The sequence below is a fragment of the Streptomyces sp. BR123 genome (genome assembly GCF_013401435.1).
Taxonomy (GTDB): domain Bacteria; phylum Actinomycetota; class Actinomycetes; order Streptomycetales; family Streptomycetaceae; genus Streptomyces.
In genome coordinates this window covers 1-17,865 of record NZ_JACBGN010000144.1, presented here as the reverse complement: position 1 = coordinate 17,865, position 17,865 = coordinate 1, and the positions used below count along the sequence as shown (strand labels likewise).

General features: G+C 72.6%; 16 protein-coding genes and 1 pseudogene. 10 read left to right on the top strand and 7 right to left on the bottom strand.

The genetic code is table 11. The features are described 5' to 3' along the window. Nucleotides 1-699 (bottom strand): SpoIIE family protein phosphatase (locus HYE82_RS21575; protein WP_179175775.1); only part of this gene is annotated, 699 nt, incomplete at its 3' end. Between the two features lie 174 nt (nt 700-873). On the opposite strand from HYE82_RS21575, the gene HYE82_RS21570 reads away from it, so the two are divergent. The 3 genes from HYE82_RS21570 (at nt 874) to HYE82_RS21560 (ending at nt 4,046) form a co-directional block, all read left to right on the top strand. Continuing rightward, nucleotides 874-1,539, top strand: coding sequence for a VIT family protein (locus HYE82_RS21570; RefSeq protein WP_179175774.1), 666 nt, complete (start codon nt 874-876; stop codon nt 1,537-1,539). A gap of 64 nt (nt 1,540-1,603) precedes the next feature. Beyond that, complete coding sequence (locus HYE82_RS21565) at nt 1,604-2,506, top strand: TIGR01777 family oxidoreductase (protein WP_179175771.1); 903 nt, start codon at nt 1,604-1,606, stop codon at nt 2,504-2,506. A 283-nt stretch (nt 2,507-2,789) separates the two neighbouring features. Further along, the gene (locus HYE82_RS21560; protein ID WP_179175770.1) at nt 2,790-4,046 is read left to right on the top strand and encodes an FAD-dependent oxidoreductase; all 1,257 of its coding nucleotides are present in this window, start codon (nt 2,790-2,792) and stop codon (nt 4,044-4,046) included. Nucleotides 4,047-4,246: 200 nt separating this feature from the next. On the opposite strand, the gene HYE82_RS21555 is transcribed toward HYE82_RS21560, so the two are convergent. Further along, nucleotides 4,247-5,695 carry a regulator gene (locus HYE82_RS21555; RefSeq protein WP_179175769.1) on the bottom strand — a complete coding sequence of 483 codons (1,449 nt, stop codon included), beginning with the start codon at nt 5,693-5,695 and terminating at the stop codon, nt 4,247-4,249. 173 nt (nt 5,696-5,868) lie between these two features. Here HYE82_RS21555 and HYE82_RS21550 point away from each other — a divergent pair. From HYE82_RS21550 to HYE82_RS21530, 5 genes and pseudogenes are all read left to right on the top strand, one after another. Next, nucleotides 5,869-6,075: pseudogene (locus tag HYE82_RS21550) on the top strand (hypothetical protein); the annotation flags it as partial. Between the two features lie 254 nt (nt 6,076-6,329). Then, nucleotides 6,330-7,133 (top strand): lipoyl(octanoyl) transferase LipB, encoded by an 804-nt coding sequence (gene lipB / locus HYE82_RS21545; RefSeq protein WP_179175768.1) that lies wholly within the window; start codon nt 6,330-6,332, stop codon nt 7,131-7,133. Between the two features lie 109 nt (nt 7,134-7,242). After that, a complete protein-coding gene (gene lipA / locus HYE82_RS21540; RefSeq protein WP_179175767.1) occupies nt 7,243-8,196 on the top strand; it encodes a lipoyl synthase in 954 nt (317 codons plus the stop codon). 350 nt (nt 8,197-8,546) lie between these two features. Continuing rightward, nucleotides 8,547-8,744 (top strand): hypothetical protein, encoded by a 198-nt coding sequence (locus tag HYE82_RS21535; RefSeq protein WP_179175773.1) that lies wholly within the window; start codon nt 8,547-8,549, stop codon nt 8,742-8,744. A gap of 10 nt (nt 8,745-8,754) precedes the next feature. Continuing rightward, nucleotides 8,755-9,453 carry a DUF4191 domain-containing protein gene (locus tag HYE82_RS21530; protein ID WP_179175766.1) on the top strand — a complete coding sequence of 233 codons (699 nt, stop codon included), beginning with the start codon at nt 8,755-8,757 and terminating at the stop codon, nt 9,451-9,453. Nucleotides 9,454-9,560: 107 nt separating this feature from the next. Here HYE82_RS21530 and HYE82_RS21525 read toward each other — a convergent pair whose 3' ends face one another. Then, nucleotides 9,561-10,028, bottom strand: coding sequence for an RDD family protein (locus HYE82_RS21525; RefSeq protein WP_179175765.1), 468 nt, complete (start codon nt 10,026-10,028; stop codon nt 9,561-9,563). A 185-nt stretch (nt 10,029-10,213) separates the two neighbouring features. Between HYE82_RS21525 and glnA the strand changes: the two genes are divergently transcribed. Continuing rightward, complete coding sequence (gene glnA, locus HYE82_RS21520; protein WP_179175764.1) at nt 10,214-11,623, top strand: type I glutamate--ammonia ligase; 1,410 nt, start codon at nt 10,214-10,216, stop codon at nt 11,621-11,623. A gap of 85 nt (nt 11,624-11,708) precedes the next feature. On the opposite strand, the gene HYE82_RS21515 is transcribed toward glnA, so the two are convergent. Then, on the bottom strand, nt 11,709-12,401 hold the full coding sequence (locus tag HYE82_RS21515) for a TetR/AcrR family transcriptional regulator (protein ID WP_179175763.1): 693 nt from the start codon (nt 12,399-12,401) through the stop codon (nt 11,709-11,711). A gap of 85 nt (nt 12,402-12,486) precedes the next feature. On the opposite strand from HYE82_RS21515, the gene HYE82_RS21510 reads away from it, so the two are divergent. Beyond that, nucleotides 12,487-13,257, top strand: a complete 771-nt coding sequence (locus HYE82_RS21510) for an SDR family NAD(P)-dependent oxidoreductase (RefSeq protein ID WP_179175762.1) — start codon at nt 12,487-12,489, stop codon at nt 13,255-13,257. 17 nt (nt 13,258-13,274) lie between these two features. Here the strand turns inward: HYE82_RS21510 and HYE82_RS21505 are convergent, their stop codons facing one another. The 3 genes from HYE82_RS21505 to HYE82_RS21495 form a co-directional block, all read right to left on the bottom strand. Continuing rightward, nucleotides 13,275-13,793, bottom strand: coding sequence for a DUF4240 domain-containing protein (locus tag HYE82_RS21505; RefSeq protein WP_179175761.1), 519 nt, complete (start codon nt 13,791-13,793; stop codon nt 13,275-13,277). Nucleotides 13,794-14,063: 270 nt separating this feature from the next. Then, a complete protein-coding gene (aceE, locus tag HYE82_RS21500; protein WP_179175760.1) occupies nt 14,064-16,748 on the bottom strand; it encodes a pyruvate dehydrogenase (acetyl-transferring), homodimeric type in 2,685 nt (894 codons plus the stop codon). Nucleotides 16,749-16,979: 231 nt separating this feature from the next. After that, a complete protein-coding gene (locus HYE82_RS21495) occupies nt 16,980-17,603 on the bottom strand; it encodes a GntR family transcriptional regulator (RefSeq protein ID WP_179175772.1) in 624 nt (207 codons plus the stop codon). Nucleotides 17,604-17,865: the final 262 nt, after the last annotated feature.

Sequence of the window (17,865 nt, the reverse complement as noted above, 5' to 3'; positions counted from 1 at the left end):
CCCACCCGAACTGCCCGACCCCGCCGACTCGGTCGGCGCCGCCGCGTCCGTCTGGAGCCGGCGGTCCAGCCGGGCGGCGACCGCCGTGAGCTCCGGGTCGTCCAGGACCCCCTCGCGGAACGCGCCGAGCAGCGCCGCGACCGTGCCGACGGCCGCGAGCCCGTGCCCCTGCACGTCCCCGACCAGCGCCCGCACCCCGTAAGGACCGGCCCGTACGTCGTACAGGTCGCCGCCGACCAGGGTGCCGCGCTGCGCCGCCCGGTAGAGCCCGGCGCAGCGCACCGGGCCGACCCGTTCCGGCACCGGCGGCAGGACGGCGAGCTGGGCCGCCTCCGCGACGGTCCGTACGTTGACCAGCTGGGTGTCGCGCCGGCGCCGGACCCAGGCGATCACGACGCTGAGCAGCCCGACCGCGGCCACCGTGGCGAGGTCGGTGCCGCGCGGGTTCGCGACTCCGACCCAGGGCAGCCCGAGCAGCGCGAGTACCAGCCCGGCGAAGACGGCGGTGCCGACGGCCCCGTACGCGAACGCGGCCACCGGGGGCAGGCCCGCCAGGAAGAAGCCCAGCTCGACATCGCTGGGGGTGAGCCGCTGCGCGAGCACCAGCACCACCAGCGCCACCACGGGTGCGATACGGGCCCAGCGCGGCGGCGGTTCCCCGCGCAGCCAGCCCGGCTCCTGGCGGCGCCGGCGTATCACCGCTCTCACACCTCCACCCTGGTACGGGCGTCCGGACCGCGCACCCCGGACGGTCCGCCGAGTGGCCGCGGGGGCGGCCGCCGGGTGGCCGCGGGCGGCCCCGGCGCCGACAGTGGTCCCGTGACGGATACGACGCCGGTGCCCCAGCCCGGCGGGCAGGCGGCCGGCACGGGCATGAGCACCCGGCTGAACTGGCTGCGGGCGGGGGTGCTCGGCGCGAACGACGGGATCATCTCCACCGCCGGCCTGGTGGTGGGCGTGGCCGGGTCGACCACCTCGCGCCCGGTGATCCTGGCGGCGGGGGTGGCCGGCCTGCTGGCCGGGTCCCTGTCGATGGCGGCGGGGGAGTACGTGTCGGTCAGCTCGCAGCGGGACTCCGAGCGGGCGGCGCTGGACCAGGAGCGCCGGGAGCTGGTGCAGCGGCCGGAGGCGGAGCTCGACGAGCTGACGGAGCTGCTGGCCGCCCGCGGGCTGAGCCCGGACGTGGCCCGGGAAGCGGCGGAGCAGCTGACGGAACGCGACGCGCTGCGGGCCCACGCCCGGGTGGAGCTCGGCATCAACCCGGACGAACTGGCCAACCCGTGGCACGCGGCGTTCGCCAGCCTGGCCGCCTTCACGGTGGGGGCGCTGCTGCCGCTGCTGGCGATCCTCCTGCCGGGGCCGTCCCAGCGGGTCCCGATCACGGTGGCGGCGGTGGTCGCGGCGCTGGTGCTGTGCGGGGTGACCAGTGCCCGGCTGGGCGGGGCCCCGGCCGGGCGCGCGGTGCTCCGCAACGTCGGGGGCGGCGCGCTCGCGATGGCCGTCACGTACTCGGTGGGCACCTGGATCGGGACGACCTGACCCGTCCCGCCCCGCCGGGCGGTTCTCCCGCCCGTGCGCGCCGCCGCACCGGCATCATGGGGCCATGCGTATCGCGGTCACCGGGTCCACCGGTCTCATCGGCAGCGCCCTCGTACGGTCCCTGCGGGCCGACGGCCACGACGTGGTCCGCTTCGTGCGGCGGGAGCCGGCCGCGCCCGACGAGGCGCGGTGGGACCCCCGTCGCGGGTACGTCGACCCGGCCGGGCTCGCCGGCTGCGCGGCCGTGGTCCACCTGGCCGGGGCCGGGATCGGCGACCACCGCTGGACCCCCGCGTACAAGAAGGAGATCCGCGACAGCCGGGTGGACGGCACCGCCGCCATGGCGCGGGCCGTGGCCGCGCTGGACGAGCCGCCCGCGGTGTTCGTCAGCGGCTCCGCCGTCGGCTACTACGGCGACGCCGGCGACCGCACCGTCGACGAGACGGCACCGCCCGGCCGAGGCTTCCTGCCGGAGGTGTGCGTGGAGTGGGAGGCGGCCGCAGCCCCTGCCCGGGAGGCCGGGGTGCGGACGGTGCTCGCCCGTACCGGACTGGTCGTCTCCGGCAAGGGCGGTGCCTGGGGGCGGATGTTCCCGGTCTTCCGCGCCGGGATCGGCGGGCGGCTCGGCGACGGCCGCCAGTACTGGCCGTTCATCTCCCTGCACGACGAGGTCGCGGCCCTGCGGCACATCGTCGACAGCCCGCAGCTGTCCGGCCCGGTGAACCTGACCGCCCCCGAGCCGCCGACCAACCGCGAGGTCACCGCCGCGATGGGCCGCGTCCTGCACCGCCCGACGCTGCTGGCCGTTCCGGCGCCGGTCCTGCGGCTCGTCCTCGGGGAGCTCTCCCAGGACGTGCTGGGCAGTCAGCGGGCCCGGCCCGCACGGCTGTTGGAGTCCGGCTTCGTCTTCCGGCACCCGGGGATCGAGGACGCGATCCGCGCCGCCGTCGCCCGTTCCGAGCCCTGACCCCGGCCCTCGTCCCTTCCCGCGCCCGCACGTGCAAGGCCGCAGCGACCGGGTACACGCCCCGGGGCGCGGGGAACCGCGCGATCAGCCCCCACAGCCGGCAGTCGAACAGCCGGTCGCCGGCCCGCGGCCTGCGCCGGTCCCCGTGCGACCGCTCGTGACCCGGATGCGACCGCAATGCGACCGGATCCGACCGTGATCCTCTATCGAACGGTGGTTCCCCCGCGGCCCGTTGGGGGAAGGAGGAACCCCACACAGCCGCGCCGACCTCGGGGAGGGGCACGTGCTCAGCAGCTCGCACCACGCCGCACAGCATGCGGACGTCGTCATCGTAGGAGCCGGGGTCTCAGGACTCGCGGCGGCACAGCACCTGATCGCGGCAGGGGTCACCGTCACCGTCATGGAGGCGGCCGAGGATCCCGGCGGCCGGATGGCCACCGAGCAGACCGACGGCTTCCGGCTCGACCGGGTCGGCCAGCTCCTCAACACCTCGTACACGGAGCTCGACCGGACCCCCGGCCTCGCCGGCCTGGTCCTGCGTCCCTTCGCGCCCGGGGTGCTCGTCCACACCGACGGCCGACAGCTGCGGGCCGGGGCCATGACCCCGGCCCGCGCACTGGCCAGCCGGTCCCTCGACCAGGCCCGGCTCAGCGCCCACCTCGGCCGGCTCGCCGCGCTGCCGGTCGAGCGCCTGCTGGCCCGGCCCGAGCGGACGGCCGAGGCCGCCCTCGGCTCCCGGGCGCCGGCCACCACCCTGCGGCCGCTGCTCGCAGCCCTGCTGCGCGACCCGGAACTCACCACCTCCAGCCGCGTCGCCGACCTGGCCCTGCGCACCTTCGCCCGCGGCCGGCTCGCCGTGCCCGAGGGCGGGGCCGCGGCCCTGCCCGGGCTGCTCGCCGCCGGCCTGCCGCCCGGCACCGTGCGCACCGGAGTCCGGGTCACGTCCGTGGCGACCCAGCGGGTCACCACCGAGGAGCACGGCGACTTCAGCTGCCGCTCCCTCGTCCTCGCCACGGGGGCGCGGGCCGCCGCCGGGCTGCTGCCGGGGCTGCGGATGCCCGACTTCCACGAAGTCACCGTCATCCACCACGCCACCCCGGCCCCGCTGCCGTGGGACGGCTCGCTGCTGCTCGACGGCGACCCCCGCTGGCCCGTCGCGCACACCGCCGTGATGAGCGCCGTCGACCCGACGCGGGCCCCGGCCGGCCGGAGCCTGGTCAGCACGACCGTGTTCGGCCCGCCGCCGCCGGTGCGCACCGTCGCCTCGCGCCTCGCCCGGCTGTACGAGACCGCCACCCGGGACTGGGAGCTGCTGGCCGTCCACCACGCCCCGGAGGCCGTGCCGGCGATGCCGCCGCCCTACGACCTGCGGCGCCCCGTGCGGGTGCTGGCCGGGCTGTACGTGTGCGGCGACCACCGCGACGCCAACACCGTGCAGGGCGCCCTGCACTCGGCCCGCCGCGCCGCCACCGCCGTGCTGCGCGACTTCGGCATCAGGCTGCCCGCCACCGCCGAGCCCGTCCTTCCGGCGGTGGCCTGAGAAGAACCACAGGGCAAGGGCCCGGTTCCCCGCGCCGGGGGCCGGGCCCGTACCCGTCCGCCCGGCCCGACTCCGCCGCCGCCCGGGCATCGAGCCCCCGCACGCTGCCGCCCCGCACGCTGCCGCCCCGCACGCCGCCGCCCCGCGCGCTGCCGCTCACGACACCCCGCCCCGCACGCCGTCGTTCAGGACGCCGTCGTTCAGGACAAGGCCGCGACCCGGTCCCGGTAGGTGCGTACGGCCGACGCGTCGCGGTAGGGCTCCAGCCGGCGCTCGAAGTCCCGTACGTACTCCACCGCCCGGACCGACCGCATGTCCATCGCCTGCTGCGCCGCCTCCGCGCCCAGGGCGCACGCCTGGTCCAGCTCGCCCAGCCCCAGCCGGGCCGTGGCCAGCACCACCCGGCAGAACAGCCGCGAGCGGGCGAGCGCCGGAGCCCGCAGCTGCAGCGAGCGCTCCGCGTGCTGGGCCGAGGCCCGGTACTGCTGGAGGTCCCGGTGGCAGTGCCCGAACTCGTCGGCCAGCTGGGCCTCGTCGAAGGACCGTGCCCAGTGCGGCACGTCGTCCCCGGGCCGGGCCGCGCCCAGCGCCCGCTCTGCGCGGACCAGGGAGGCCGTCGCGGCCCGGACCTCGCCGAGGACGGCGTGGCCGCGGGCCTCCGCGGAGTGCAGCAGCGCCTGCACCAGGGGCGGGGGGCCGGAGCCGACGCCCTGCTGGGCGACGCGCGCCAGCTGGACCGCCTCCCGGCCGTGGCCGAGGTAGACCGCCTGCCGGCTCATGGTGACCAGCACGTACGCCCCGTAGGGCCGGTCCCCGGCGGCCTGGGCCAGCCGCAGCGCCTGGACGAAGTAGCGCTGGGCGAGCCCGTGCGCGGCGATGTCGTAGGAGGTCCAGCCGGCGAGCCGGGTCAGGTCGGCGGCGGCCGCGAAGAGCCGGCGTCCGGTGGTCTCCCCGTAGGTGCCGCGCAGCATCGGCTCGGCCTCGTGCTCCAGGTAGCGCACCAGGGCCTGGCGGGCGTGCCCGCCGCCGTAGGTCTGGTCCAGGGTCTTGAACAGGTCGCTGACCGAGCGCAGTGCGGCGATGTCCCCGCCGGTGACGCGCTGGCCGGGCCCGCGGTCGATCTGCCGCTGGCGGGGGACGGTGCTCCGGCCCTGCGCGGGGACGCGGGCGGCCGTGGCGGCCACCGGGTCCGCGCCGCGGCCCACGTGCTCGTCGGGCCGCCCGATCAGCCAGTCCCGGCTGGGGACGACCAGCCCGGCCGGGGTGAAGGCGATCTTCCGCAGTTCGGCGTGGGAGCCGGAGTCCTTGCGCCACAGCCCGCTGGCGATGTCGACGGCCTCCTCCGGGGTGGCCGCGAACTCCAGGCCCGCGTAGACGGGCGCGCAGGCGTCCAGGCCGAGGTCCTGGGCGGAGAGCCGCCGGCCCAGGCGACGGGTGAACACCTCGGCGATCAGGGCAGGGGTGGTGCCCCGGGGCTGCTGGCCGCGCAGCCACCGGGTGACGGACGTCTTGTCGTACCGCAGGTCGAGGCCGTGTTCCAGGCCCAGCTGGTCGACGCGGCGGGCCAGACCTGCGTTGGAGAACCCGGCTTCCGCGATCAGTGCCGCGAGCTGCCGGTTGGGGACGTGCTGGGCGGGGCGTTCCGTCATCGGCTCCACGGTTTCCTGACGTGACGGACCGGAGTTTCGGCCCTGTGAACGGCGTGAATGTAGCGGCGAACTTCCCTTGTGCCGTCCTCTGTGCCCCATATTCATCCGATCGTGTGCAGAATCGATGGGGCTCTTTACGGCCGCGTCGACGCCCGCCGCGTACGCTGCGCCCCATGACCCCCAGGCCGACCCGGGCGGAGCCGCCCGCCGACTCCACCGCGCAGCCGCTCCGTACACCGGAGATCACCGAGGCGGAGTGCCGCCGGTGCGGCACGTACATCGCGGGGCTCGACGGGCGGTACGCGTGCGGGGTGTGCGGCTGGGTCAACGACCACTCCGAGGGCCACCGGCGGCTGCCGCGCGCGGACGAGGACCCGGACCGGCCGCCCAGGGGGCGCAGACGGCCCCCGCTGCTGCCCGGGCTGCCGCCGGAACCGAAGCCGGAGCCGGACCAGGAACCCAAGCCGGAACCGGCGCAGGGCCGGGAGCCAGAGCCGCAGGCCGGACCTGAACCGGAATCCGGACCGGGGCCGCAGGCGGTCGGCTGAGGGCCCCCGGAGCGGCCGTGGCCGGCCGCCGTACCCTTGGCTGGTGCGGTACGTGCACACAGCAGGTTCAACGAGGAGGCGCTGCGGTGGCTGAGCTTGGGTTTGTCCATCTGGGCTTCGGACCGGACGACTACGTCGAGTACACCGAGGCCTGGGAAGAGCAGCGCCGGGTCCACGCCGCCCGCTTCGCGGACGAGATCGAGGACACCTGCCTGCTGCTGGAGCACGAGCCGGTCTACACGGCCGGGCGGCGCACCGCCGACAGCGAGCGCCCCCTCGACGGCACGCCCGTCGTCGACGTGGACCGCGGCGGCAAGATCACCTGGCACGGCCCGGGGCAGCTGGTCGGCTACCCGATCATGAAGCTGCCGAGGCCGGTGGACGTCGTCGCGCACGTGCGCCGCCTGGAGGAGGCGCTGATCCGCACCGCCGCCGAGTTCGGCCTGGAGACCACCCGGGTGGAGGGCCGTTCCGGCGTGTGGGTGCTGGGCGACCCGGTGGAGCAGCGCCCGAAGATCGGCGGCCTGTCCCTGGACTTCGACCCGCGCCTGCACGACGAGGAGTTCGACGCCCGCCTGAACGGCCCCGAGTACGCCCCCTCCAACGCCGGCCAGCGCCGGGAGGACCGCAAGCTGGCGGCGATCGGGATCCGCGTCGCCAAGGGCGTCACGATGCACGGCTTCTCGTTCAACGTGAACCCCGACAACACCTGGTTCGACCGGATCGTGCCCTGCGGCATCCGCGACGCCGGTGTGACGTCCCTCTCGTACGAACTGGGGCGCGAGGTCGCCATGGCCGAGGTGCTGCCGGTGGCCGAGAAGCACCTGAAGGACGTACTGGAGAACGCCGACCTGCGCCCGCGGGAGATCGAGACCGTCCCCGGGGCGTAGCCGCCGGGGAATGCGTCCGGCCGCCCGCAGGTTGGCCGACGTAAGAGCGTACGAAATTACGGGCGTACCCTGGTGGGCGCCGAGGAATCACAGTCACAGGGAGCCGGTCGTGTCCGCAGTCGCACCCGACGGACGCAAGATGCTGCGCCTGGAGGTCCGCAACAGCCAGACCCCCATCGAGCGCAAGCCCGAGTGGATCAAGACCCGGGCGAAGATGGGCCCCGAGTACACGAAGATGCAGAACCTCGTCAAGGGCGAGGGCCTGCACACGGTGTGCCAGGAAGCCGGATGTCCGAACATCTACGAATGCTGGGAGGACCGCGAGGCCACCTTCCTCATCGGCGGCGACCAGTGCACCCGGCGCTGTGACTTCTGCCAGATCGACACCGGCAAGCCCGAGGCCCTGGACCGGGACGAGCCCCGCCGCGTCGGCGAGTCCGTCGTCACCATGGACCTGAACTACGCCACCATCACCGGCGTCGCCCGCGACGACCTGGAGGACGGCGGCGCCTGGCTGTACGCGGAGACCGTGCGCCAGATCCACGCGCAGACGGCGGGCCGCGAGGGCGGCCACACCAAGGTCGAGCTGCTGGCCCCCGACTTCAACGCGGTCCCGGAGCTGCTGGAGGAGGTCTTCGCCTCCCGCCCCGAGGTCTTCGCGCACAACGTCGAGACGGTCCCGCGGATCTTCCGCCGGATCCGCCCGGGCTTCCGCTACGAGCGCTCCCTCGAGGTGATCACCAAGGCCCGCGCGTACGGCCTGGTCACGAAGTCGAACCTCATCCTCGGCATGGGCGAGGAGCGCGAGGAGGTCACGCAGGCCCTGCGCGACCTGCACGAGGCCGGCTGCGAACTCATCACCATCACCCAGTACCTGCGCCCGTCGCCGCGGCACCATCCTGTCGAGCGCTGGGTGAAGCCGGCCGAGTTCGTGGAGCTGGCGAAGGAGGCCGAGGAGATCGGCTTCTCCGGCGTGATGTCGGGCCCGCTCGTCCGCTCCTCGTACCGGGCCGGCCGCCTCTACCAGCAGGCGATGGACAAGCGCAGCGGAGTCGGAGCGTAGGTTGAGGGTCCGCCCGAGGAACGAGGGCGGGCACTCGGCCGGAGCGGTGGCGACGCGGAGCTGGCCCGAATGCCAGACAAGCGCAGCGGAGTCGTCGCATAGCAGCGTGTGACGTCACGCACAGAAATTACCGACCGGTAACACCGCATCGACGCGGCCCGTAGGCTCTTCGGGGGAAGAGTTCCGACGGGCCGCGTAAATGTTTCATCACCGTTTGACCGACCGGTCATGCCCTGGTAACACCAGTCAGTGACCATGGGTCAACGCACCGCGCACACCGCCGCACACTCGCGCCACCCCCGCAGTGCGCCCCCCGGACCGACGTGAGCACCGTGAAAGGGAACGAGACCATGCAGGCCGCGCCCGTACGCGCCATCGCCATTCCGTCGTTCGCAGAGGCCTTCCGGGGCCTCGAATCGCTGCTCATGAGCGGCGCCCGCCGCAATGCCTGGACCGCGGTCCTGGAGGACCGCCGGCGCGCGAAGGACCGCGTCGAAACCGAGCACGTACTCGAGGCCGCGGCGACCCGGACCCCACAGGCCACGTAAACTTCGCTGTATGGCGAGGAAGGCAAACGCAGAGACTGCTGCGACAACCGGGCGACTGAAGCAGATCGCCCTCACGTACAAGATGACGCGCAAGGCCGACCCGAAGGTCGGTCTGATCCTTGCGGCCGTCGGAATCATCACCTTCGGTGTCTTCCTCGGGATCGGCTTCCTGATCGACCACCCGGTCTATCTGGGCATCCTGGGCTTCCTGGTGGCGTTCCTCGCGACGGCGATCGTCTTCGGACGCCGCGCCGAGCGGGCCGCCTTCGGGCAGATGGAAGGCCAGCCGGGCGCGGCCGCGGCGGTACTGGACAACGTGGGCCGGGGCTGGACGACCACCCCTGCCATCGCGATGAACCGCAGCCAGGACCTCGTCCACCGTGCCGTCGGCAAGGCCGGCGTCGCGCTCATCGCCGAGGGCAACGCCAACCGGGTCAAGCCGCTGCTGGCCGCCGAGAAGCGCAAGCTCGCCCGCATCATGCCCGACGTCCCGGTGCACGACTTCATCGTGGGCAACGGCGAGGGCCAGGTCCCGCTGAAGAAGCTGCGCACCACCCTGCTCAAGCTGCCGCGCGTGCTGTCCGGCCCGCAGGTCACCCAGGCCAACGACAAGCTGCGGGCCATGGGCGACCTCATGAGCAACATGCCGCTGCCGAAGGGCCCGATGCCGAAGGGCATGCGGATGCCGCGCGGCGGAAAGATGCGCTGATGCGCTGAGCCGCTTTTCGTATACGAACAGGGGCGCCCCCGAGCCGATGGCTGCGGGGGCGCCCCTGTTCGTACGTCTGCGGTGACCCGGTTCGCGGCCCCCGGGCGTCAGATGCGGACCTGGACGGCGCGGGCCAGGCGGTCGTGCAGGCCGCGGCCGTCCCGGTCCCAGACCAGCGCCGGGATGACCAGGGCGAGCAGCAGCGTGCGCAGCACCACCCGGCCGAAGCCCAGGCGGCCGCCGTCCTCCGCGACCACGCGCAGGCCCACGAGCCGCTTCCCGGGTGTGAAGCCCACGGTGCCGAGGGTCAGGATGCTCAGCACCACGAAGAGCAGCAGCGTCCAGTTGCCCGTCGCCGTCGCGTTGCCGCCGGTGATCAGCCCGTATGCGATCACCTGGCAGGCGACCCAGTCGACGGCCACGCCGCCCAGGCGGCGCCCGAAGCGCGCCGCGGAGCCGGAGCCCTGCCGGGGCAGGCCGAGCCGCTGGCCCGGGTAGCCGAAGTCGACGCCCATGTCCTCGGCCGCCGCGCGGGGGCCGGAGAGCCACGATCCCATTGCTTGCCTGTTGTCCACCGGACCACGGTACCTGTGGCGCTCCGCGCGCCCCCGGCCGGACCCTGGTTAACTTGTGCGAAACAAATGGGTCATGCTTGGGAAATCCCGTCTGCTTATGGTCGGGTCAGCGTGCGGCACCGCACTGACGCACCACGAGCTATGCAACCCGTCCCTCCCCCGGGGTCGGGAGTAGGAGGAGTTGGATGTTCCAGAACGCCGACGAAGTGAAGCAGTACATCGAGGAGAACGACGTCAAGTTCGTCGACGTCCGCTTCTGCGACCTGCCTGGTGTGATGCAGCACTTCACCATCCCGGCGCGGGCGTTCGACCCGGCGGAGGAGCTCGCCTTCGACGGTTCCTCGATCCGCGGCTTCCAGGCCATCCACGAGTCCGACATGGCCCTGCGTGCCGACATCAGCACCGCGCGCCTGGACCCGTTCCGCCGCGACAAGACGCTGAACATCAACTTCTTCATCCACGACCCGATCACGGGCGAGGCCTACAGCCGCGACCCGCGCAACATCGCGAAGAAGGCCGAGGCGTACCTGGCCTCCACCGGCATCGCCGACACCGCCTTCTTCGGCCCCGAGGCCGAGTTCTACATCTTCGACAGCGTGCGCTTCGCGACCACCGCGAACGAGGGCTTCTACCACATCGACTCCGAGGCCGGCGCCTGGAACACCGGCTCCGAGGAGAACAACCGCGGTTACAAGGTCCGCTACAAGGGCGGCTACTTCCCGGTCGCCCCGGTCGACCACTTCGCCGACCTGCGCGCCGAGATCTCCCTCGAGCTGGACGCCCAGGGCCTCCAGGTCGAGCGCCAGCACCACGAGGTCGGCACCGGCGGCCAGGCCGAGATCAACTACAAGTTCAACACGCTCCTCGCCGCAGCCGACGACCTGATGCTCTTCAAGTACATCGTGAAGAACGTCGCCTGGCGCAACGGCAAGACCGCGACCTTCATGCCGAAGCCGATCTTCGGTGACAACGGTTCGGGCATGCACGTCCACCAGTCGCTGTGGCAGGGCGGCGAGCCGCTCTTCTACGACGAGGCCGGCTACGCGGGCCTGTCGGACACCGCCCGCTACTACATCGGCGGCATCCTCAAGCACGCCCCGTCGCTGCTCGCCTTCACCAACCCGACGGTGAACTCGTACCACCGCCTGGTGCCGGGCTTCGAGGCGCCGGTCAACCTGGTGTACTCGCAGCGCAACCGCTCCGCCGCCATGCGCATCCCGATCACGGGCTCGAACCCGAAGGCCAAGCGCGTCGAGTTCCGCGCCCCGGACCCGTCCTCCAACCCGTACCTCGCCTTCTCGGCGCTGCTGCTCGCGGGCCTCGACGGTGTCAAGAACAAGATCGAGCCGATGGAGCCGATCGACAAGGACCTCTACGAGCTCGCCCCCGACGAGCACGCGAGCGTCCCGCAGGTCCCGTCCAGCCTGGAGGACGTCCTCAAGGCCCTGGAGGAGGACCACGAGTACCTCCTCGCCGGCGGTGTCTTCACCTCCGACCTGATCGAGACGTGGATCGACTACAAGCGCACCCACGAGATCGCCCCGATCGCCCAGCGCCCGCACCCGCACGAGTTCGAGCTGTACTTCGACATCTAAGCCGCAGGCGATGAAGAGCCGCCCCCGCTGCCGTTCCGGCGCGGGGGCGGCCCTGTTTTTGCCCTCCGGGTACGCCGCCGGCAGCTCAGGGCGAAGGCCGGGCCGTTCCCCGGGCCTCGCCCGACCGCGCCAGCAAGGGCATCGACCCGGTCAGCTCGCGCAGGCTGCGGACCGCCAGCTCGGCGGGGGAGCCCGGACCGGTGCGCGGCGCCTCCGTGGGGGCCCACAGCTCCAGGGCGATGCGGATCGCGTCCGTGGCGGCCGCGGCGAGGAGACGGACCCCGAGCGGGTCGGCGTCCCGGCCGGTCAGGCGGGCGATCACCGGGACGAGCTGTTCCTCGGAGTCCTGGTTCACGCGGTACCAGACGGCGCGCAGCGCCGGGTCCCCCGCCGCGGCGCGGAGCAGGCCGCGGGTCACCTCCAGGCCCTCCTCGACGGTCTGGGGGTCGGCGAGGGAGCGGGTGATCGCGCGTTCCAGGGCCTCGCCGAGCGGGGTGCCGGGGGCTTCCTCCGCGAGCACGCTGCGCCACCGCTCGCCGCCGGTCGCGAGCAGCGGGCCGACGGCCTCCTGCTTGTTGCGGAAGTAGCGGTAGAACGTGCGCAGGGCGACCCCGGCGCGGTGTGCGATGTCTTCCGCGGTGGTGCCGTCGGGGCCGTGCTCTGCGAACAGGGCGCAGGCGGCACGGGCGATGTCGAGCTGTGTGGCGGCCTTGCGGCGCTCGGTCAGCGACTGCGCCCCGGGGCCGGTCTGGGGGGAGTACGGACGAGGGGATCTCACGCCTGAAGCCTACCCTTCCGCTTGTGCGGAGATGCGCGCTTTGACACCCTGGCAAATCGTGTCGCGGCGCGGGTACGCTCGCCCCATGAACCGTTTCGAAGGACGCCGAGTCCTCATCACCGGCGGCGGCTCCGGCATCGGCCGCGCCACCGTCCACCGCATCCTCGCCGAGGGCGGCCGCGTCCACACCGTGGACGTCAGCGAGGCCGGCCTCAAGGAGACCGCCGACCAGGCCCGCTCCGCCGGCCACGGGGAACGGCTCACCACCGCCCTCCTCGACATAGCCGACGAGGCCTCCGTCCAGGCCGGGGTCACCGCCGCCGTCGGGCTCCTCGGCGGGCTCGACGTGCTGGTCAACGCCGCGGGCATCCTGCGCTCCGCGCACACCCACCAGACCGGCCTGGACCTGTGGAACAAGGTCATCACGGTCAACCTCACCGGGACCTTCCTGATGATCCGCGAGTCCCTGCCGGCCCTGCTGGAGGGCGACGAGCCGGTCGTCGTGAACTTCAGCTCCACCTCGGCCTCGTTCGCCCACCCGTACATGTCCGCGTACGCGGCCAGCAAGGGCGGCATCCAGTCCATGACGCACGCTCTGGCCGCCGAGTACAGCAAGCAGGGCCTCCGCTTCGTCGCCGTCGCCCCCGGCTCCATCGAGAGCGGCATGACGACCGGCGCCGGCCCCGGCCTGCCCGAGGACACCGACTGGAGCCTGTTCGCGAAGCTCGCCCCGGCCATCGGCCAGGGCTTCGCCGGCCCCGAGACCGTCGCCGGCGTCGTCGCGATGCTGGCCTCGCAGGACGGTGCCTTCATCACCGGCACCGAGATCCGCATCGACGGCGGCACCCACTTCTGACCGGTCCCCGCGCACCGTCAGGGCCTGAAGCGCGCCCACAGCCGGGGGAAGCGCTCCGCGAGCACGGCTTCGTCCTCGAAGTCCAGCGGGGTGCCCTCCGGCTCCGCCGACTGGAGGGGAACACCGAGGTCCGGCGCGACCGTGCCGGTCAGCTGCTCGTACGCCTCGTCGGCCGCGTACCCGAGCTCCTCGCCGTCCCCGTCGATCTCCTCGTCGAACTCGTCGAGGAGCTCCGCCAGCTGGTCCGGGTCGTGGACCGCTCCTTCGAACACCTCGCGACCCTGGCCGATCAGCCAGCACCGGAAGTAGTCGAACGCGTCGTCGCTCGCCCCGTCCAGGAGGACCCAGGCAGCCCCCCACAGGTCCCAGGTGTACGCCCGGTTGTACCGGGACTCGAAATGCCGGGCGAAATCCAGGACGGAGTCCGGATCGAGCTGCGCCAGCCGCTCCACGAGCAGGTCGGCGTGTTCCACCGGGTCGCCCTCGGCGGCCGCCCGGGTGCTGTCGACGATCTCCCAGAACTCCGTCTCGTCCATTCGGTCCCCTCGAACTTCTCGAAAGCGGCCCGCGCGGATGACGTGCCGTAGTACGTTCGGTGCCTGCCTTGCGGCAAGGGCCAGGGCTTGGCCTTCATGCGGGCTCGCGGCCCACGTGAGAAGCCTCCCGGACTTCGTCCGGGAGGAGGAGTCACCACCGCTTCAGCATCACTGCTGGACGACATCGACGCCACCGCGCGTACGGCGAAGGCCGGTATCCATCCCCCAGAGGGACGGATACCGGCCTTCGCCGTACCGACAGTGCCGGGCCTAGAGGCCGTAGCGCTCGCGGGCCTCCTTGACGGAGGACGCCGCCACCTCGCCGCGGCGGGCGAGCTGGGCCAGGGCCGCGACCACGATGGACTGCGCGTCGACGCCGAAGTGGCGGCGGGCGCCCGCACGGGTGTCGGAGAGGCCGAAGCCGTCCGTGCCCAGCGAGGTGTAGTCCTGCGGGACCCACTGGCTGATCTGGTCCGGGACCTGGCGCATCCAGTCGGAGACGGCCAGCACCGGGCCCGGGGCGCCCTCCAGCACGCGGGTGACGTACGGGGTGCGCTCCTCGCCGCGCAGCAGGGCCTCGTCGGCCTCCAGCGCGTCGCGGCGCAGCTCGCCCCACGAGGTGGCGGACCACACGTCGGCGGCCACGTTCCAGTCCGCGGCCAGCAGCTGCTGGGCCTCCAGGATCCAGTGGATGGCCGTACCCGAGGCCATCAGCTGGATCTTCGGGGCGTCAGCGGCCGGGGCGGCCTCGCCCAGGTCGGCGGCCGTGTTGAAGCGGTACAGGCCCTTGACGATGCCTTCCTCGACGCCCTCGGGCATGGCCGGCTGCGGCTTCGGCTCGTTGTAGACCGTCAGGTAGTAGAAGACGTCCTCCGGGTTCTCCCCGTACATGCGCTCCAGACCGTCCTTGACGATCACCGCGATCTCGTACGCGAAGGCCGGGTCGTAGTTGAGCGAGGCCGGGTTGGTGGCCGCGATCAGGTGCGAGTGGCCGTCGGCGTGCTGCAGGCCCTCACCGGTCAGGGTGGTGCGGCCTGCCGTGGCGCCGACGATGAAGCCCTTGCCGAGCTGGTCGGCGAGCTGCCACATCTGGTCGCCCGTGCGCTGCCAGCCGAACATCGAGTAGAAGATGTAGAAGGGGATCATCGTCTCGCCGTGCGTCGCGTACGACGTGGCGGCGGCGATGAAGTCGGCCATGGCGCCGGCCTCGGTGATCCCCTCGTTGAGGATCTGGCCGTCCTTGGCTTCCTTGTAGTACATCAGCTGGTCGCGGTCGACCGGCTCGTACGTCTGGCCCAGCGGCGAGTAGATGCCGGCCGACGGGAAGAGGGACTCCATACCGAAGGTGCGGGCCTCGTCGGGGACGATCGGCACCCAGCGGCGGCCGGTCTCCTTGTCCCGCATCAGGTCCTTGACCAGGCGGACGAAGGCCATGGTGGTGGCCATCTCCTGCTTGCCGGAGCCCTTGAGCAGCGGGGCGTACGACTTGTCGGCCGGCTGCGGCAGGGCCACGTGGTGGACCTTGCGGGCCGGGGCCGGGCCGCCGAGGGCCGCGCGGCGCTCGTGCAGGTAGCGGACCTCGGGGGAGTCGGCGCCCGGGTGGCCGTACGGAACCACGCCGTCGGCGAAGGCGCTGTCCGGGATCGGGAGTCCGAGCAGGTCGCGCATGCCCTTGAACTCGTCGATCGTCAGCTTCTTCATCTGGTGGTTCGCGTTCTTCGACTCGAACCCGGCACCCAGGGTGTAGCCCTTGACGGTCTGCGCCAGGATGACCGTCGGCGCGCCCTTGTGCTCCAGGGCGGCCTTGTACGCGGCGTAGACCTTGCGGGGCTCGTGGCCGCCGCGCGAGGTGTGGAAGCACTCGGAGATCTTCGCGTCGGACAGCAGGCCCGCGAGCGCCACCAGGGCCGGGTCGCCGCCGAAGAAGTGCTCGCGGATGTAGGCCGCGTCACGGGTGGCGTACGTCTGGAACTGCGCGTCCGGGGTCTCGCGGAGACGGCGGACCAGGGCGCCCGTGGTGTCGAGCCGGAACAGCTCGTCCCAGGCGGAGCCCCACAGGGTCTTCACGACGTTCCAGCCGGCACCGCGGAACTGGGCCTCCAGCTCCTGGACCACGCGGAAGTTGGCGCGGACCGGGCCGTCGAGGCGCTGCAGGTTGCAGTTGATGACGAAGGTCAGGTTGTCCAGGCGCTCGCGGGAGGCGAGGGCGAGGGCCGCCGTCGACTCGGGCTCGTCCATCTCGCCGTCGCCGAGGAAGGCCCAGACGTGCGAGTTGGAGGTGTCCTTGATCTTGCGGTTCTCCAGGTAGCGGTTGAACCGCGCCTGGTAGATCGCGGACAGCGGGCCGAGGCCCATGGAGACGGTGGGGAACTCCCACAGCCAGGGCAGGCGCCGCGGGTGCGGGTAGGAGGGCAGGCCGTTGCCGCCGGACTCCTGGCGGAAGTTGTCGAGCTGCTGCTCGGAGATGCGCCCGTCGAGGAAGGCGCGGGCGTAGATGCCGGGGGAGGCGTGGCCCTGGACGTAGATCTGGTCGCCCGAGCCGTCGGTCTCCTTGCCGCGGAAGAAGTGCTGGAAGCCGGTCTCGTACAGCCAGGCCGCGGAGGCGAAGGTGGCGATGTGGCCGCCGACGCCGTACTTCGAGCCGCGGGTCACCATGGCGGCCGCGTTCCAGCGGTTCCACGCGGTGATGCGGGCCTCCATCTCCTCGTCGCCGGGGAAGGCCGGCTCGGCGGAGGTGGGGATGGTGTTGACGTAGTCCGTCTCCAGCAGCTTCGGCAGGGCCAGGCCGGCGGCCTCGGCGTGCTGGAGGGTGCGGCGGAGCAGGTATTCGGCGCGGCGCGTACCGGCGGCCTTGGCGACGGCGTCGAGCGAGGCCGCCCATTCGGCGGTCTCCTCGGTGTCGCGGTCCGGGAGCTGGTCGAGCTCGCTCGGAAGCTTTCCTACGGGGTCGGACATCGGTGTGCGCCGCCTTCCGGACAAAGGAGAGGTGGTGAAGAAGAACCCTGACGGGCAGGACAGGGTGGGCGGACCCGGTGGGGTCCGCGAAGACTGTAAATCCCTGATCGATGATCGATCAAACGATTGAGTCCAAGTTAAGGCACATCAACGAAAAGTCGGCACGCGGTGCCATCGGATCGGACACCGCGTGCCGGGCAAATCGGGGCAGAAGGGGCGCCGCTCGGGGCCTCAGGCCCGGGGCGCACACCCCAGTACGTGCCGCTTCACCAGCACCCCGATGTCCGGATCCTGAGTGCGGAAGGCCTCGACGAGCGCCGCGTGCTCCTCCGCGTACGACTTCTGCACCGTCCCCAGCCAGCGGATCGACAGCGCCGTGAACACCTCGATGCCCAAACCCTCCCAGGTGTGCAACAGCACGCTGTTCCCTGCCGCCCGCACCATCTCCCGGTGGAACCCGACCGTGTGCCGCACCTGCGCCGTGCCGTCCGACGCCCGGTCGGCCTCCCACAGGGCCGCGACATGCGGCTCCAGCGCCGAACAATCCACCGCCAGCTTCGGCGCCGCCAGCTCCGCCGCGATCTGCTCCAGGCCCGCCCGGACCGGGTAGATCTCCTCCAGGTCCACCGCCGTGAGATTGCGCACCCGGACGCCCTTGTTCGGCGCCGACTCGATCAGCCGAAGCGTCTCCAGCTCGCGCAGCGCCTCCCGCACCGGCGTCTGGCTGACCTCCAGCTCGACGGCGATCCGCCGCTCCACGATCCGCTCGCCGGGCTTCCAGCGCCCGCTGACGATCCCCTCCACGATGTGCTCGCGGATCTGCTCGCGCAGCGAGTGCACGACGGGTGGGGTGATCATCGGGGCTTCATCTCCTGTAGGGGCATGCACAGCTCTGATGCGTAGACAATACGGCGCAGTAGGCCGAGGGGGAGCGTCCGCACACAGGGCCGCCGGGTGAGGCTGGTTACAGCCGCCGCTCCCGCGCGAACCGGAGCCATGTCGGCGCAGCCCCAAGCGGCTTGAGCGGAGTCCGCACCGGGGGGCACCGGAACTCCGGGCCGATCAGGCGCACCGCTTCGGGGGCGGGGGGGCGAGGGAGGAACAGGAGGGCGCGCAG

Excerpts from the sequence above, each read along its gene's own strand:
- HYE82_RS21570 (WP_179175774.1), top strand. The coding sequence starts at position 874 with ATGAGCACCCGGCTGAACTGGCTGCGGGCGGGGGTGCTCGGCGCGAAC.
- HYE82_RS21530 (WP_179175766.1), top strand. The coding sequence starts at position 8,755 with ATGGCGAGGAAGGCAAACGCAGAGACTGCTGCGACAACCGGGCGACTG.
- HYE82_RS21535 (WP_179175773.1), top strand. The coding sequence starts at position 8,547 with ATGCAGGCCGCGCCCGTACGCGCCATCGCCATTCCGTCGTTCGCAGAG.
- glnA (WP_179175764.1), top strand. The coding sequence starts at position 10,214 with ATGTTCCAGAACGCCGACGAAGTGAAGCAGTACATCGAGGAGAACGAC.
- HYE82_RS21555 (WP_179175769.1), bottom strand. The coding sequence starts at position 5,695 with ATGACGGAACGCCCCGCCCAGCACGTCCCCAACCGGCAGCTCGCGGCA.
- HYE82_RS21565 (WP_179175771.1), top strand. The coding sequence starts at position 1,604 with ATGCGTATCGCGGTCACCGGGTCCACCGGTCTCATCGGCAGCGCCCTC.
- aceE (WP_179175760.1), bottom strand. The coding sequence starts at position 16,748 with ATGTCCGACCCCGTAGGAAAGCTTCCGAGCGAGCTCGACCAGCTCCCG.
- HYE82_RS21505 (WP_179175761.1), bottom strand. The coding sequence starts at position 13,793 with ATGGACGAGACGGAGTTCTGGGAGATCGTCGACAGCACCCGGGCGGCC.
- HYE82_RS21510 (WP_179175762.1), top strand. The coding sequence starts at position 12,487 with ATGAACCGTTTCGAAGGACGCCGAGTCCTCATCACCGGCGGCGGCTCC.